This is a genomic window from Mesorhizobium waitakense (genome assembly GCF_056431085.1).
Map to the genome: position 1 here is coordinate 17,479 of NZ_JBWKME010000018.1, position 14,108 is coordinate 31,586.

Annotated in this window: 12 protein-coding genes and 1 pseudogene; 5 read left to right on the forward strand and 8 right to left on the reverse strand. The window is 64.3% G+C overall.

Going from position 1 to position 14,108, the window contains the following annotated elements; translation table 11 throughout:
• Positions 1-4: 4 nt before the first annotated feature.
• The 3 genes from AC07FD_RS05645 to AC07FD_RS05655 are packed head-to-tail and all read left to right on the forward strand — an operon-like array spanning position 5 to position 3,685.
• Positions 5-271 carry a sarcosine oxidase subunit delta family protein gene (locus AC07FD_RS05645; RefSeq protein WP_478349033.1) on the forward strand — a complete coding sequence of 89 codons (267 nt, stop codon included), beginning with the start codon at positions 5-7 and terminating at the stop codon, positions 269-271.
• Positions 268-3,153 carry a sarcosine oxidase subunit alpha family protein gene (locus AC07FD_RS05650; protein WP_478349034.1) on the forward strand — a complete coding sequence of 962 codons (2,886 nt, stop codon included), beginning with the start codon at positions 268-270 and terminating at the stop codon, positions 3,151-3,153. The genes AC07FD_RS05645 and AC07FD_RS05650 overlap by 4 nt, the downstream gene beginning before the upstream one ends.
• Positions 3,146-3,685, forward strand: coding sequence for a hypothetical protein (locus tag AC07FD_RS05655; protein ID WP_478349035.1), 540 nt, complete (start codon positions 3,146-3,148; stop codon positions 3,683-3,685). The genes AC07FD_RS05650 and AC07FD_RS05655 overlap by 8 nt, the downstream gene beginning before the upstream one ends.
• Before the next feature lie 15 nt (positions 3,686-3,700).
• On the opposite strand, the gene AC07FD_RS05660 is transcribed toward AC07FD_RS05655, so the two are convergent.
• From AC07FD_RS05660 to AC07FD_RS05690, 7 genes and pseudogenes are all read right to left on the reverse strand, one after another.
• Positions 3,701-4,186: a hypothetical protein gene (locus AC07FD_RS05660; RefSeq protein WP_095082895.1), complete on the reverse strand. Its 486-nt coding sequence runs from the start codon at positions 4,184-4,186 to the stop codon at positions 3,701-3,703.
• Between the two features lie 110 nt (positions 4,187-4,296).
• The gene (msuE, locus tag AC07FD_RS05665) at positions 4,297-4,857 is read right to left on the reverse strand and encodes an FMN reductase (protein WP_478349036.1); all 561 of its coding nucleotides are present in this window, start codon (positions 4,855-4,857) and stop codon (positions 4,297-4,299) included.
• 61 nt (positions 4,858-4,918) lie between these two features.
• A pseudogene (locus AC07FD_RS05670) lies at positions 4,919-5,392 on the reverse strand (acyl-CoA dehydrogenase family protein); the annotation flags it as partial.
• Positions 5,393-5,674: 282 nt separating this feature from the next.
• Positions 5,675-6,454 carry an SDR family oxidoreductase gene (locus tag AC07FD_RS05675; RefSeq protein ID WP_478349037.1) on the reverse strand — a complete coding sequence of 260 codons (780 nt, stop codon included), beginning with the start codon at positions 6,452-6,454 and terminating at the stop codon, positions 5,675-5,677.
• 24 nt (positions 6,455-6,478) lie between these two features.
• Entirely contained in the window at positions 6,479-7,429 is a 951-nt protein-coding gene (araH, locus tag AC07FD_RS05680; RefSeq protein ID WP_478349038.1) for an L-arabinose ABC transporter permease AraH, read from the reverse strand.
• A gap of 10 nt (positions 7,430-7,439) precedes the next feature.
• On the reverse strand, positions 7,440-8,951 hold the full coding sequence (gene araG / locus AC07FD_RS05685) for an L-arabinose ABC transporter ATP-binding protein AraG (protein WP_478349039.1): 1,512 nt from the start codon (positions 8,949-8,951) through the stop codon (positions 7,440-7,442).
• Positions 8,952-9,022: 71 nt separating this feature from the next.
• Positions 9,023-10,015: an arabinose ABC transporter substrate-binding protein gene (locus AC07FD_RS05690; protein ID WP_477412967.1), complete on the reverse strand. Its 993-nt coding sequence runs from the start codon at positions 10,013-10,015 to the stop codon at positions 9,023-9,025.
• A gap of 257 nt (positions 10,016-10,272) precedes the next feature.
• Between AC07FD_RS05690 and AC07FD_RS05695 the strand changes: the two genes are divergently transcribed.
• On the forward strand, positions 10,273-10,962 hold the full coding sequence (locus AC07FD_RS05695) for a FadR/GntR family transcriptional regulator (RefSeq protein WP_210333926.1): 690 nt from the start codon (positions 10,273-10,275) through the stop codon (positions 10,960-10,962).
• 8 nt (positions 10,963-10,970) lie between these two features.
• Positions 10,971-12,119 (forward strand): galactonate dehydratase, encoded by a 1,149-nt coding sequence (gene dgoD, locus AC07FD_RS05700; protein ID WP_478349040.1) that lies wholly within the window; start codon positions 10,971-10,973, stop codon positions 12,117-12,119.
• Between the two features lie 3 nt (positions 12,120-12,122).
• Here the strand turns inward: dgoD and AC07FD_RS05705 are convergent, their stop codons facing one another.
• Entirely contained in the window at positions 12,123-13,868 is a 1,746-nt protein-coding gene (locus AC07FD_RS05705) for an adenylate/guanylate cyclase domain-containing protein (RefSeq protein WP_478349041.1), read from the reverse strand.
• Positions 13,869-14,108: the final 240 nt, after the last annotated feature.

Sequence of the window (14,108 nt, forward strand, 5' to 3'; positions counted from 1 at the left end):
ACTTATGCAGCTTTTCCCTTGCCCGTTCTGCGGCCCGCGCGACGAGACCGAATTCCACTATGGCGGCGATGCCGGCAATGCGCGGCCGGATGGCGTCGATGTGCCGGTCGAGCGCTGGGCTGATTACCTCTATCTGCGTTCCAACCCGAAAGGCACTGCGCGCGAAATCTGGGTGCATATGAACTGCGGCGAGTTCTTCGTCGTGGAACGTGACACCGTCACCCACACGGTGGTGTCCTCAACCGCTCTCGGTGGGGAGCACGCGGCGTGACCGCCTCGCGCCTCGCCACCGGTGGCAGCGCCATCGACCGGTCACGGCCGATCCGCTTCAGCTTCGACGGCGCCACCGTGCACGGCTTTGCCGGCGACACCATCGCCTCCGCGCTGCTGGCCAGCGATGTCGCGGTCGTCGGGCGCAGCTCCAAATATCACCGGCCGCGCGGCATCTGGGGCGCCGGCGTCGAGGAGCCGAACGCGCTGGTCGATATCGGCGGCAGCGTGCCGGCGACGCCGAACACGCGGGCCACGACCGAGGCGGCGCGTGACGGGCTGGTGGCGAAAAGCGTTAACGCCACGCCAACCGCGTTGGCCGACCGCAACGCGTTCCTCGATCGCTTCTCCCGCTTCATTCCAGCGGCGTTCTACTACAAGACCTTCATGTGGCCGGACTGGCACATGTTCGAGCCGCGCATCCGCGCCATGGCGGGACTGGGCAAGGTCGATACGGGCTGGACATCGCAGGGCACAGCCGACCAGATCAACCACCATTGCGACGTGCTGGTGGTGGGCGCGGGACCGGCCGGGTTGGCGGCGGCAAGGCTGGCGGCCGGCGCGGGTCTCACCGTCACGCTGGTCGACGACCAACCGAGGCCAGGCGGATCGCTCGGCCACCGGACTGGTGAGATCGACGGCAAGCCGGTCGCCGACTGGATCGAGGAGACGGTTGCGGAGCTTGCCGCGGCCGGTCACCTGATCCTTCCTTCGACCACGGCCTTCGGCATCTACGACCACAATCTGGTCGGCCTGAACCACCGCCATCGCGACGGACGGCCGGACGCCCTGTGGCGGGTCAGGCCGCGCCAGATCGTGCTGGCGACCGGCGCCATCGAGCGGCCGCTGCCCTTCGCCAACAACGACCTGCCGGGCATCATGTCGGCGGATGCCGCACTCGCCTATCTCAGGCAGCATGCGGTGCTGGTCGGCCGCAGGATCGTCATCGCCACGAACAATGACAGCGCCTATGAAGTGGCGGAGGCGCTCGCCACGGCCGGCGCCGAAGTCACGCTTGTCGATCTGCGGCGCGACGGCACTCCCGCTGGGCCTGCCAATGTCCGGCTGATCGCGGGACGTGGCCTCGCCGCTGCGCATGGCAGGTTACGTGTCCAAGCCGTGACGCTCGAAGACGGCACCAGGCTGGATGCCGATTGCGTGCTGGTTTCGGGTGGCTGGACGCCGACCATTCATCTCTTCGGCCAGGCCAGGGGCAAGCTCGCCTGGAGCGAGACGCGCGCCGCCTTCCTGCCCGGCGATCCGGTCGACGGTATTGCCGTGGCCGGCGCCGTGGCCGGTGCGGTTTCCTTGTCGGAGGTGTTTGCAAGCGCCGGCAAGGCTGTTGCATCGCTTGGCCAGGCCACGACAGCAGTGCCGCGCAGCACCGGACCTGAAGCCACGGGCGGCATTCTCGCGGTATGGCCGATGCCCGGCGCGAAGGGGCGCATCTGGATCGACTACCAGAACGACGTCACGGTGAAGGACGTCGAACTGGCGGCACGCGAAAACTTCGTCTCGGTCGAACATCTGAAGCGCTACACCACGCTCGGCATGGCGACCGACCAGGGCAAGACCTCCAACCTGCCGGGTCTGGCGCTGATGGCCGGGATCACCGGCCGCACGGTGCCGGAGGTCGGCACCACCACCTATCGCCCGCCGTTCACGCCAGTGCCGCTGGCGAGCTTTGCCGGCGCCCGCGCCGGCGAACTGATGGCGCCGGTGCGCCGGCTGCCGCTCGAGAGCGTGCATCGTGCCAGCGGCGCCGTCTTCCAGGAATATGGCGGCTGGCTGCGCCCGGCTCACTATGGCGGCAACGCCGACGCGGAACGCTCCATCGCGGACGAGGCGCGGCACGCCCGCCAGTCGGTCGCGTTGTTCGATGGTTCGACTCTCGGCAAGATCGAGGTGATCGGACCCAAGGCGGCCGAATTCGTCGATTTCATCTACTACAACACCATGTCGACGCTGAGACCCGGTCGTTGCCGCTATGGCTTCATGCTGTCGGAGAATGGCGTGGTCTTCGATGACGGCGTACTGGTGCGGCTCGACGAGCATCGCTTCGTGGTGTCGTGCTCGTCCTCGCATGTCGCTGCCGTGCATACGCGGCTGGAGGAATGGCGCCAGGACCGCTTCGGGCGCGGCGCCGTCTACATCCACAACGCCACCGCCGAGATGGCGACGCTGACTGTTTCGGGGCCGAATGCCCGGAAGTTGCTCGAAACGATGGATCTCGGCCTCTCGCTCGACGATGCCGACCTGCCGCATATGGCGGTCGGCCAAGGCTCATATGCAGGTGACGAGGTCCGCATCGCCCGCGTCAGCTTCACCGGCGACAGGAGCTACGAGATCTCGATGCGGGCTGACCGCGCCGAGCCGCTGTGGGCGCATCTGCGACATGCCGGCCAGGCGTTCGACGCGGTTGTCATCGGCCTCGAGGCATTGATGATCTTGCGGGCCGAGAAGGGTTTTATCGTCATCGGCAAGGACACTGACGGCACCACGCTGCCGCAGGATCTCGGCGTCGATGGTCCGCGCGCCAAACGTCAGGGCGAATTCGTCGGCCGCCGCTCGCTGTTCACCGAAGAGGCATCGCGCGGCGGCCGCATGCAGCTTGTCGGACTGACGGTGCCGTCCGGCGAAGCGCCGCTGCCGACCGGCGCGCATGGCGTCAGGCGGAGTGACGGCAGATTGCGCAGCCAGGGCTTTGTCACCTCGAGCTACCAGAGCCCATCACTCGGTCGTCCGGTCGCACTTGGGCTGATCGAACGCGGCGCCGCCCGCCACGGCGAGACGATCGACATCCAGCACCTCGGCAAGGTCAGCAAGGCGACGATTGCCGCGCCTTGCGCCTTCGACCCAGCAGGAGACCGGCTGCATGCGTGATTTCGCTGAAAAATGGTCTGTCGCGCCCGACTGGCAGTCGACGGTCATCACGGCACCCGGCCTCGTGGTGCGCGCGATCGCCGGCCTCAATCAGTTGCTGGTCAGCGGCGACCTCGACGCGTGGTCGCGGGCGTCCGGCCTGGACGGAAATGGGGTCGGTGCCTTTGGCACAGCGCAAGGCGACCGTTATGCGGCGCGGCTGGCGCGCGACCGGCTGCTTGTCGTGTCGAACAGCCCACTCGCTGTCGCGATGGGTTGGCACGCAGAAGGCTTCGCGGTGACGGCGATCAGCGCCGGGCTGCAGGTGTTCGAGGTCGAGGGCTCGGCGCTCGACGCTTTCATCGCGCGCGGGACGACACTCGATCCCAAGCACACGAGTGCCAGCGCAGCGCTTTCCTTCGCCGGCATCAGCGCCATCATCTATCGCCATCAGGGCAGGCTGCGCATTCATGTCGATCGCGGGCTTGCCGCCTATCTCTGGACATGGATGGCAACGGCGGCCAGCAACATCAGCGTCGGGTCAGGAAACTAGCCGGCTATGTTCTGGTCAGAGCGAGAAGGACCAGAACAGGCAGGCCAGCGTCGCGGCGGCGAAAACCACGAAGAACAGGCTGCGCAGCAGCACATTGCGGCGCAGCTCGTTCATGACGAAGTGGCAACCGACGATCGCTGCGGCAAACAGGAACCGCCAGTTGAGCAGCGCCCACACGGCGCTGCCCTGGCCGAAGGCCCATCTGGCGGCGAGACAGCCGACGATGGCTGCAAACAGCACGATCACGGTCCAGAAGACCGCATCGGCGGCATGGGTGAGAACGATGCTGGCCGCCCTGATCGGCAGGATCATCATCAGCAGGGCGCTGAAGAAATAGACCGCGGCAAGCGGAATGAATGTTCCGGCATCGGCAATGCCATCGAGCCGCCTTACGCCGATCGCACCATAGGGATACCCGTGCCTGGCCACGGCCAGGCTCAACGCCATGAGCAAGGCGGTCAGCACCGCGACCAGTGCGAAGGATGTGAGGGCTTTGCTCATGTCGTTCCTGTCCCAGACGAATCAGACAGAAACATAGCGGGCGGTCGTAAATTGCGCGTAAGCGAGGCCACCGCCCACAGGAATTATCGTCGCAATCCGCCGGCGGAATGCTACTCGGCTGCGATCCTGCCAGCCGAGCGGTTTGCCAGCACGAAGCCGACCTCGTCCACCGCCTGAGCCGCACGCTTCAGGATGGCATCGGAGCACAGCACACCGTCGGTAAAATCCTTGTCGGTGGCGTAGACGGCGGTGGGTAGCGTGAAGGCCTCGAAGAAGCCGAACAGCGGCCGCAGCTGATGCTCGACGATCAAGGCGTGACGCTCGCCACCGCCGGTCGCGGTCAACAGGATGGGCTTTCCCCGCAAGGCGGCCGGATCGATCAGATCGAAGAAGTGCTTGAACAGGCCGGTATAGCTGCCCTTGTAGGTCGGCGACCCGACGACGAGCACGTCGGCAGCGAGGATTTCCTCGAGGATTGGGCGCGCCTGGCTGTCGAGATCGCGAGCCCATCTTGCCGTTCCCAGCGATGGACCGAGATCCTCGATATCATGGGTGCTCGCCGACAGGCCGTGGCGGGCTGCTATGTCCCTGGTGACCAGATCGACGAAGGCGCGCGTCTTTGACGGCCGGGTGATGTTGCCGGAAAAGCCGACGACTGTTGGATTTGACATGGCAGTGGGCCTCTTGATGATCGATGTCTGATGCGGCGAACCTATGCCCGCCGGTGGAAAATCAGCTCCAGGCGTGCAGCGGCGGATTTTCGCCGTTGAGGAAATACTTGCCGAGGATGGAGTATTTCCAGCGCACCGGATCGTGCAGCGTGTGCGTGCGGGCATTGCGCCAATGCCGGTCGAGATTGTGCTCGGCCAGCGTCGAGCGGGTTCCCGCCAGTTCGAACAGCTTGTTGCTGGCGGTGATGGCGATTTCGGTCGACAGTATCTTCGCCTCGGCGGTGACGACCTGCGCATGCGCCACTGTCTCGGCGGTCGGCTCGGCCACCGTCCGGTCTATCGCATAGCCGGCCTTTTCCAGCAGCGCCTGCGCCGCATGCAGGCGCAGCGTCAGGTCGCCGATGGCCTGGATGGTGTAGGGGTCGTCCCAGGCATTGTCGACGCCACTGTCGATCCAGGCGCGGCTCTTGGTCCTGACGAAACTGACCGTCTCGTCGATCGCCGCCTGGGCGATGCCGGTGTCCAGATGGAATTGAGGGCGAGCGCAAAAGGGTGGGCATGGCGTGGTCCTGTCTGGATGGAAACCAGATCGCCAGCGCAGATTGCTTATTCCACAAATTCTGTAGAGTTAGTTTATTCTAAATCCGGCGCCACGATTGGAAATTCTCTCTTAAGGCCGGCGATGCAAGCCTGCCCTCATCCGGCGCTTGCGCCGTCCAGTCCATAAGCTCCGGCGCTCAGTCTCAGTCAGCCTGGCGACGTCCGTCGCCTAGGCTGAGTGCTGCGATCGTCTCTTGGTCATGGTCTTTCGCAACTTTCAGGCGGGATGCTGCATCTGACTCAGCCCGCCATCGACGACGAGGCTGGCCGCGTTCATGAACGGGCACTCGTCGGAAATCATGAACACCGCGGCAAGCGCGATCTCGCGCACCGAGGCGATGCGGCCGCCGGGGTGCAGCGCCATGGTGTCGGCGCGCGCCACAACCGGGTCAGGAAAACTGTTCCAGTAGTCGATGGCCTTCTGCGTCTCGACATAGCCCGGCGCCAGCGCATTCACGCGCACGCCCTGCGCCGCATATTCGAGTGCCAGCGATTTGGTCAGGCCGAGCAGAGCGTGCTTGGCGACGGGGTAGGGGAAGGTATGCGGAATGATGGTGAAGCTGTGCGTCGAGGCGATGTTGAGGATGGCGCCGCCGCCGCTTGCGATCATGCCCGGCAAGACTGCCTTGCTGCAGTTCCAGGCGCCCTTGACGTTGACATCGAAATTACGGTTCCACTCCTCCTCGCTGGTGTCGAGCGGCGTCGAGAACACATTGACCCCGGCATTGTTGATCAGCGCGTTGATAGTACCGATTTCATCGTTTGCCCGGCTGACAGCCGCGGCAATCGCCGCCCCATCGCTGATGTCGGCTGCGGTATGCCCGACATGGCCTTGCTGTGCGGCGAGGCCCGCGACGGCTTTGTCCAGCAATGCGCTGTCGCGGTCGACCAGGAACAGTCTTGCTCCCTCGGCCAAACAGGCTTCGGCGATGGCGAGCCCAATGCCTTGCGCGGCCCCTGTCAGGAAGATGCGTTTGCCGGACAGCCGCTCAGTCATCTTTTTTGCTCCAGTCGAAGACGGTCAACGTCGGCCCAATGCCGACGAGCGCAGATTGTCGAGCAGCACCGCCAGGAGCAAGATAACGCCGCGCACGATGTACTGGTAGAAGGCCGGGATGTTGAGCAGGTTCATGGCGTTTTCGGCGATGCCCATGATCAGCACGCCGACGATGACGCCCGACATGGTGGCGCGGCCACCGGCTAGCGAGACACCGCCGAGCACACAGGCCGAGATGACCGAAAGCTCAAGCCCAACCGCGGCGTTGGGCTGGCCCGAGGTGATGCGTGACGCGAGCAGGATGCCGGCGATGCCGCAGACGACGCCCTGAAGCGTAAAGATCCAGATGCGCGTCCTGTCGACATTGACGCCGGCCAGCCGCGAGGCCTCCGGATTGCCGCCGATGGCCAGCGTGTTCTTGCCGAAGACGGTGCGGTTGAGGACGAAGCCGAAGATGCCAAAGAGTACGGCCAACACCCAGATCGGCGTCGGTATGCCGAGCAGTTTCGACAGCGCCAGCTGGTAGAAATCAGGGCTGTTGATGCCGACGGCGCGGCCGTCGGAGGCGATCAGCGCAAGGCCGCGAACGATCTGCATGGTGGCCAGCGTGGTGATCAGCGCGTTGATGCGGAATTTGGCGATGACGACGCCGTTGATGAAGCCGACGAAGGCGCCGCAGGCGATTGCCGCCAGAAGGCCAAGCAGGATCGAACCGGTGGCGTTCGACGCCATCACCGCGACCATGCCGGCAAAGGCGACGATGGAGCCGACCGACAGGTCGAAGTCGCGCGCCGCGAGGCAGAACATCATGGTGCAGGCGACGATGCCGACGGTGACCACCGACTGCAGCAGGCCGAGCATGTTGCGGTCGGTGAGGAAGTTCGGCACCAGAGCCGACACCAGCGCGAAGGCAACGACGAAGATGACGACGAGGCCCTGTTCGCCGAGCAGGATCTTCTTCAACGGATCGGTCATTGCGGGGTCCTCAGGATGCGATCGCGTCGGGGGTTTTCTTGTCGGGAAGAGCGGCGGCCAGGATCGCCTTCTCGGCGAACTGGTGGCGGGTGAGTTCGGCGCTGATGCGCCCGCCGCACATCACCAGGATGCGGTCGCAGATGCCCATCACCTCCGGCAGTTCGGACGAGACGACGACGATCGCCATGCCGTCCTCGGCAAGCTGGTAGAGCAGTTCGTAGATTTCCGATTTGGCGCCGACGTCGATGCCGCGTGTCGGCTCGTCGACGATGAGCACCCGCACGCCCTGCTCGGACAGCCAGCGGCCAAGGATGACCTTCTGCTGGTTGCCGCCGGAGAGGTTGATGATGTCCTGCTTGCGCGACGGCGTGCGCACCTTGAGCTTCTTGATGAATGTTTCGGCGGTTGCGATCTCGCTGGCGCGGTTGAGCACGCCAAAACGCGTGTGATGGCGGCGCGATGAGATGTTGATGTTCTCCTCGATCGAGCGGCCCTGGATGATGCCGTCATGCTTGCGGTCTTCCGAACACAGCACGACGCCGGCCCGGATCGCGCCATGCGGATCGGTGGCGTGGATCCCCTTGCCGTCGACTGTGATGGCGCCGCCCGAGCGCGGATCGGCGCCGAAGACCAACCGCATCAGTTCCGAGCGCCCGGCGCCGATCAGGCCAAAGAAGCCGACGATTTCGCCGGCGCGGGCGTCGAAGTTGGCCGGGGTCCTCAGCTTTGCTCCTGACAGGGCCTCGATCTTCAGGCGGACATCGCCTGCCTTGCGCGGGCGAAAACCCCAAATGTCCGAGATCTCGCGGCCGACCATTTCGGCGACGACCTGGTCGCGGGTGACACCTTCCAGCGATACATGGTGCGCCGCGAGCTTGCCGTCGCGCAGCACGGTCAGGCTGTCGCAAAGCCGGAACACCTCATCCAATCGGTGCGACACGTAGATGATCACCTTGCCCTCGCCGCGCAGCCGATCGATCAGGGCAAACAGGATTTCGCTTTCGCGCGACGACAAGGAAGAGGTCGGCTCGTCCAGCGCAATGACGCGCGCGTCGAGCATGATCGCCTTGGCGATCTCGACCATCTGGCGCTCGCCGATCGACAGCGTCTTGACCTTGCGGCGCATGTCGATGTCGATGCCGGCCGATTTCAGCTTGGCGCCGACGTCGTCCAGCATCCTGGCGCGCGCGATGATGCCGGCGCTGGCGGGAAAGCGGCCGAGGCTGAGGTTTTCAGCAACGGTGAGTTCGGGAACGAGCTGCAGTTCCTGGTGGATGACGATGACGCCATTGTCGAAGGCATCCCGGGTCGAGGCATAGGCCTGGACCTTGCCGTCGATGCTTATCTCACCCGCGTCGGCATGCTGGTCGCCGGACAGGATCTTGATCAGGGTGGATTTGCCCGCGCCGTTCTCGCCCATCAGGCCATGCACGGCGCCCTTGTCGACGCCGAACGAGACGTCCGACAGTGCCTTGACGCCCGGATAGGTCTTGGTGATGCGCGAAAAGTCGAGAAAGGACACGGGCGTCGATCCTTGTTGTGCCATGACAAACAGGCGGCGGGATGAGCCGCCGCCTGTTTGTACAGGGAGGATTATTCGATGCCGAGGCCCTGGCGGACCTTCTGATAGTCGTCGCGCTTGGCCAGCGCGCCGGAGGTCAGGATCAGCTTCTCCGGCTCCTTGTTGTTGGCAACCCAGTCGTACATGTTGAGCGCCGTCTCATAGCCATGGCGCTTCGGCGAGATGATCACGGTGCCGACAAAGCCGGTGGCGGCCGGCTTCTTGAACTCGTTGATCGCCGAATCCGCGCCGCCGATGCCGACGCCGATCATGCCGTCCGCCGGGATGCCGACGCTCTCGGAGGCGCGCACGGCGCCCAGCACGGCTTCGTCGTTGAGGCCGAAGGAGACCCATTTCTTGATGTCGGCATGGGCATTGAGCACGACCGTCGCGGCGTTCAGCGCGGCTTCAGTGTCGGTCTTGGCCTGCGGCGCGTCGAAGATGTTCTCGGCCTTGAAGCCGTTCGCCTTCAGCACCGAGATGGCGCCTTCGACACGATCGACCGCCGTCGGCAGTTGATCATAGGAGACGCGGATGGCGCCAACCTCGTCGGCCTTCCAGCCACGCGCCTTCATTTCATCGACGATCGCCTGGCCGACGGCCTCGCCGATCTTGGTGGCCGAGATGCCCATATGCGGCACGTCTTCCAGCGCCTTGCCGTCGGCACCGACCAGACGGTCGTCGACGGTCATCAGCTTGAGATTGTTGGCGGCGGCCTTGGCGACGATGCCGGGTCCGAGCTTCACATCCGGCGTGCAGACGATGAAGCCCTGGGCGCCCTGGGCGCCGAGATTGTCGATCGCCGACATCAGCTTCTCACCGTCCTCGGCGCCGATCTTGACGAGGGTGAAGCCCTTTTCCTTGGCGGCCTGGTCGGCGAACTTCCATTCGTCCTGGAACCACGGTTCCTCGGGCTGTTTGACGATGAAACCGATCTTGGTGTCCTGAGCATAGGCAGAAGCGATCGTCGTGACGGACAGCACGGCAAGAGCGCCCGCGACGAGCGCGGTCTTCAAAAGTCGCATGATTACCTCCCAGCGATAGGCCGGGCGCTCAGCCCGGGTGTCGGCGTTTCTATTCGCTTTTATCATACTCGTCAATTGATCTGGTATGATAATTAAGGTACATGCTCTGACCAACGATCGCTGGCGCAACTCGTTTGCATCCGCTAATGCCGGGCCGGTTGCGCGAACTAGCAGGTTCGCCGCCTTGGAGGAGGGCTAAGGTGACCGAAATTTCGAAGAAAGCCCCGGGGGGTGCGACCACGCGTCGCCCGCGCGTCATGCCCGATGTGACCAAGGCAATGGCCTCGGACATCTTTTCCGGCCGCTACCCGGCCGGATCCTCCTTGCCGACCGAAAACGAACTTGGCGTCGAGTACGGTGTCAGCCGCACCGTCATCCGCGAGGCGCTGAAGGTGCTGGCCGCCAAGGGGCTGGTGTTGTCGCGGCCGCGCGTCGGCACCGTCGTCTGCAACGAGGACGACTGGAACATCATCGACCCGCAGGTGCTGGCCTGGCACGCGCCGCACGCGCTGGACGACAAGCTCTTCGACGCCATCCTGGAGACACGCCGGGCCATCGAACCGCTGGTCGCCGAGCTTGCCGCGACGCGCGCGACATTGCAGGAGATCGCCGATCTCGAAGCTGCCTGGCGCGGCATGGCAGGCGCCGGCGAGGATCGCGCCGCTTTCTCGCGCAGCGACATCGCTTTCCACCAGATCGTCTATGCCGCGAGCCACAACCCGATCTTTCGCCAGATCGGCAATCTGATCGACACGGGGCTGAAATTCTCGCTGGAGGCGACGGCGACGATTTCGCTCGAGCGGCGCCTGGAAGCGGTGGCGGCACATCGCGAGGTGGTCGAGGCGTTACGCATGCGCGACGCCGAGGCCGCGCGCGGCGCGGCAAACAAGATCCTCGACCTTGCGGCGCGCGACCTCGTCAGCGCCAAGAAACTCAAGAACAACTGAGACAGCGCATGAAAATCATCTCGCTCACCACCTACATCGTTCCGCCGCGCTGGCTGTTCCTGAAGATCGAGACCGATGCCGGTGTCACCGGCTGGGGCGAGCCGGTCGTCGAAGGCCGGGCGCTGACCGTCGAAGCGGCGGTCAAGGAGCTTGGCGATTATCTCATCGGCAAGGATCCGCGCCTGATCGAGGACCACTGGACAGTGATGCATCGCGGCGGCTTCTACCGTGGCGGGCCGATCCTTATGAGCGCCATTGCCGGAATCGACCAGGCGCTGTGGGACATCAAGGGCAAGGCGCTCGGCGTGCCCGTGCATGAACTGCTCGGCGGCAAGTTGCGTGACAGCATCAAGGTCTATTCCTGGATCGGCGGCGACCGTCCGGCCGAGGTCGCCGCGGGTGCCCGGGAAATGGTGGCGCGCGGCTTCCTGGCGCTCAAGATGAACGGCACCGAGGAACTGCAGATCGTCGACAGCCACGACAGGATAGATGCCGCGGTCGAGCGGGTCGCCATGGTGCGCGAGGCCGTCGGCCCCAACATCGGCATCGCCGTCGATTTCCACGGCCGCGTGCATCGGCCGATGGCGCGCATGCTGGTCAAGGAGCTCGAGCCCTACAGGCTGATGTTCATCGAGGAGCCGGTGCTGAGCGAAAACCGCGAGGCGCTGAAGGAAATCGCCGCCCTTGGCTCGACGCCGATTGCTTTGGGTGAGCGGCTCTACAGCCGCTGGGACTTCAAGTCGGTGTTCGAGGAAGGCGTCGTCGACATCATCCAGCCCGACCTTTCGCATGCCGGCGGCATCACCGAATGCCGCAAGATCGCGGCCATGGCCGAGGCCTATGATGTCGCGGTGGCGCCGCACTGTCCGCTCGGGCCGATCGCGCTTGCCGCCTGCCTGCAGCTCGATGCGGTCAGCTACAACTGCTTCATCCAGGAGCAGAGCCTCGGCATCCACTACAACGCCGCCAACGACCTGCTCGACTATGCCGCCAACAAGGATGTCTTCCGCTACCAGGATGGTTATGTCGCCATTCCCGATGGCCCCGGCCTCGGCGTCGAGATCGACGAGGACTACGTCAAGGAGCGCGCCAAGGAAGGCCACCGCTGGCGCAACCCAATCTGGCGCCACAAGGATGGCTCCTTCGCCGAGTGGTGATGGCTATGCTTTCACCTGCGCCGCTTCGGATGACTTCAGTCCATCAACCAGGTGATGAAGATCCGCCTCGTTCTCGTAGTGCAAGGTCGAGACGAACGCCTCAAGCGTAAATTCCGGATCGACCTTGTCTATTTGAGCGAGGTGAGCGGACGCAGCGGTCCGATCGCCCAGCCAGTGATAGGCCGACGCGACAAAAGCGTGTTGGTTGGCATCCATCTTCGACAGATGCATGAAGGCCTCGATTGCTTCGGGATATTCGTGGGCTGTAAAGTGAGCTTTCCCAAGATGGCTCCAGAAGCGTTCTGGGTGATGAGGGTTCAACCGCATCGCCTTGCGAATCCAGTCGGCCCCTTCCTTGGGGTGACCGAGCCAAGTCAAAAGCTCGCCGTGCTGGACCACGACAAGATCGTAGTTTGGATTGAGTGCGAGAGCCCGCTCCTGGTGGTGCCGAGCCTTCGTCAGATCATTGCGGCTGATGCTGATGGCCGCCAATATCCGTTGGACGTCGGCATCGTTGCTGTCCAGTGCCTGCGCCAACTCAAGCTCACGGACGACTTCGTCGAAAGCGGCGTCCTTATCGGCGCACCAGCCGTAGCCCCAAGCTTGCCCCAGGATGCAGCCCCGCCAGGCATGGGCATGCGCGTATTCGGGATCGAGTTCCAGCGCTCGTGTCACCAGCTTCAGCGCCTCCTCATTCTCGGCTCGACTGCTGCGATGGTGGCGGACCTTGGCCGCGAGCACGCATTCGTATGCTGCCATGTTGGCAGGTGTTTTGCGCGCCACGACATCCTGCTGCGCGGCTTCGACGCGGCCTGGCAGCGTGGCCACGATCGCTGCGGTCAGTTCGTCCTGAATGGCGAAGACATCGTCGAGCTTGCGGTCGTATCGCTCGGCCCAGATGTGCGTATCCGTGGCAGTATCGATCAGCTGCGCCGTCACCCTGAGCTGACCGCCCGATTTTCGGACGCTGCCCTCCACCAAGAATTGCGCGCCCAGCTTCCGGGCGATTTCACGAAGGTTTACCGACTGCCCTTTGTAGACGAAGGTGGAGTTGCGCGAGATGACGAACAGCTCGTGCCGGCGCGAAAGTTCCGTGATGATATCCTCGGTCAGACCATCAACGAAAAATTCCTGTTCGGATTCGCCGCTCATATTGGCGAATGGCAGGACCGCAATCGACGGCTTCACCACGCTGCGCCGGGCCGAGCCGTCCGCCGTTCGCGGATCGGCTGCATCCTCCAGCACCGCGCGCCAGACCCGTATCGGGCGAGAGATGTTCTTCAGGGCCTTCTCGCCGAGGTCCTCGAACCTGATTTCGAGCCGGTCGAAGACCTGTTCGTACACGGCCTGGGTGACGCACACCCCGCCGACTTCGGCCATCTGCTCCAGCCGGGCGGCGACATTCACGCCGTCGCCATAAATGTCGCCCTCATCGAAGATGATGTCGCCGAGATTGATGCCGATGCGGAACTGAATGCGTCCGGCATCCGGCACGTCGGCGTTGCGGCGGCGCATGCGGATCTGCACCTCCGCGGCGCAACGCACGGCATCTGCGACGCTCTGGAACTCGACCAGCATGCCGTCACCGGTGGTTTTGATGATGCGGCCCTGGTTCTTAGCGATTGCCGGATCAATGAGTTCGATCCGGTGCGTTTTGAGCCGCGCAAGGGTGCCCCTCTCGTCGGCTTCCATGAGCCGAGAGAATCCAGCCATGTCGGCTGCCAGCACCGCCGCGAGCCTGTGTTCCATGTTCCAGCCTCGAAGCACGCAATCCTAGATGGCAAACGCTGCAATCAAAGCCGATCACGGTCTCGCCGCCACCCTAACAGCGCCGTCCCCGCGCGATCGGAAGGCGCCCAGTCATAGCTTTACTCGAAACGAGCGCGTGCGGGAAGGAAATCGAACGCACTCCATACCAGCTCGCGGCTGCTCGATTGGTCTGCCTGCTCGACGGGGCAAGGTTTCATCCCAAATCCATCGCATTCAGTA

Excerpts from the sequence above, each read along its gene's own strand:
- AC07FD_RS05675 (WP_478349037.1), bottom strand. The coding sequence starts at position 6,454 with ATGACTGAGCGGCTGTCCGGCAAACGCATCTTCCTGACAGGGGCCGCG.
- araH (WP_478349038.1), bottom strand. The coding sequence starts at position 7,429 with ATGACCGATCCGTTGAAGAAGATCCTGCTCGGCGAACAGGGCCTCGTC.
- AC07FD_RS05660 (WP_095082895.1), bottom strand. The coding sequence starts at position 4,186 with ATGAGCAAAGCCCTCACATCCTTCGCACTGGTCGCGGTGCTGACCGCC.
- AC07FD_RS05645 (WP_478349033.1), top strand. The coding sequence starts at position 5 with ATGCAGCTTTTCCCTTGCCCGTTCTGCGGCCCGCGCGACGAGACCGAA.
- dgoD (WP_478349040.1), top strand. The coding sequence starts at position 10,971 with ATGAAAATCATCTCGCTCACCACCTACATCGTTCCGCCGCGCTGGCTG.
- msuE (WP_478349036.1), bottom strand. The coding sequence starts at position 4,857 with ATGTCAAATCCAACAGTCGTCGGCTTTTCCGGCAACATCACCCGGCCG.
- AC07FD_RS05695 (WP_210333926.1), top strand. The coding sequence starts at position 10,273 with ATGCCCGATGTGACCAAGGCAATGGCCTCGGACATCTTTTCCGGCCGC.
- AC07FD_RS05690 (WP_477412967.1), bottom strand. The coding sequence starts at position 10,015 with ATGCGACTTTTGAAGACCGCGCTCGTCGCGGGCGCTCTTGCCGTGCTG.
- AC07FD_RS05705 (WP_478349041.1), bottom strand. The coding sequence starts at position 13,868 with ATGGAACACAGGCTCGCGGCGGTGCTGGCAGCCGACATGGCTGGATTC.
- AC07FD_RS05655 (WP_478349035.1), top strand. The coding sequence starts at position 3,146 with ATGCGTGATTTCGCTGAAAAATGGTCTGTCGCGCCCGACTGGCAGTCG.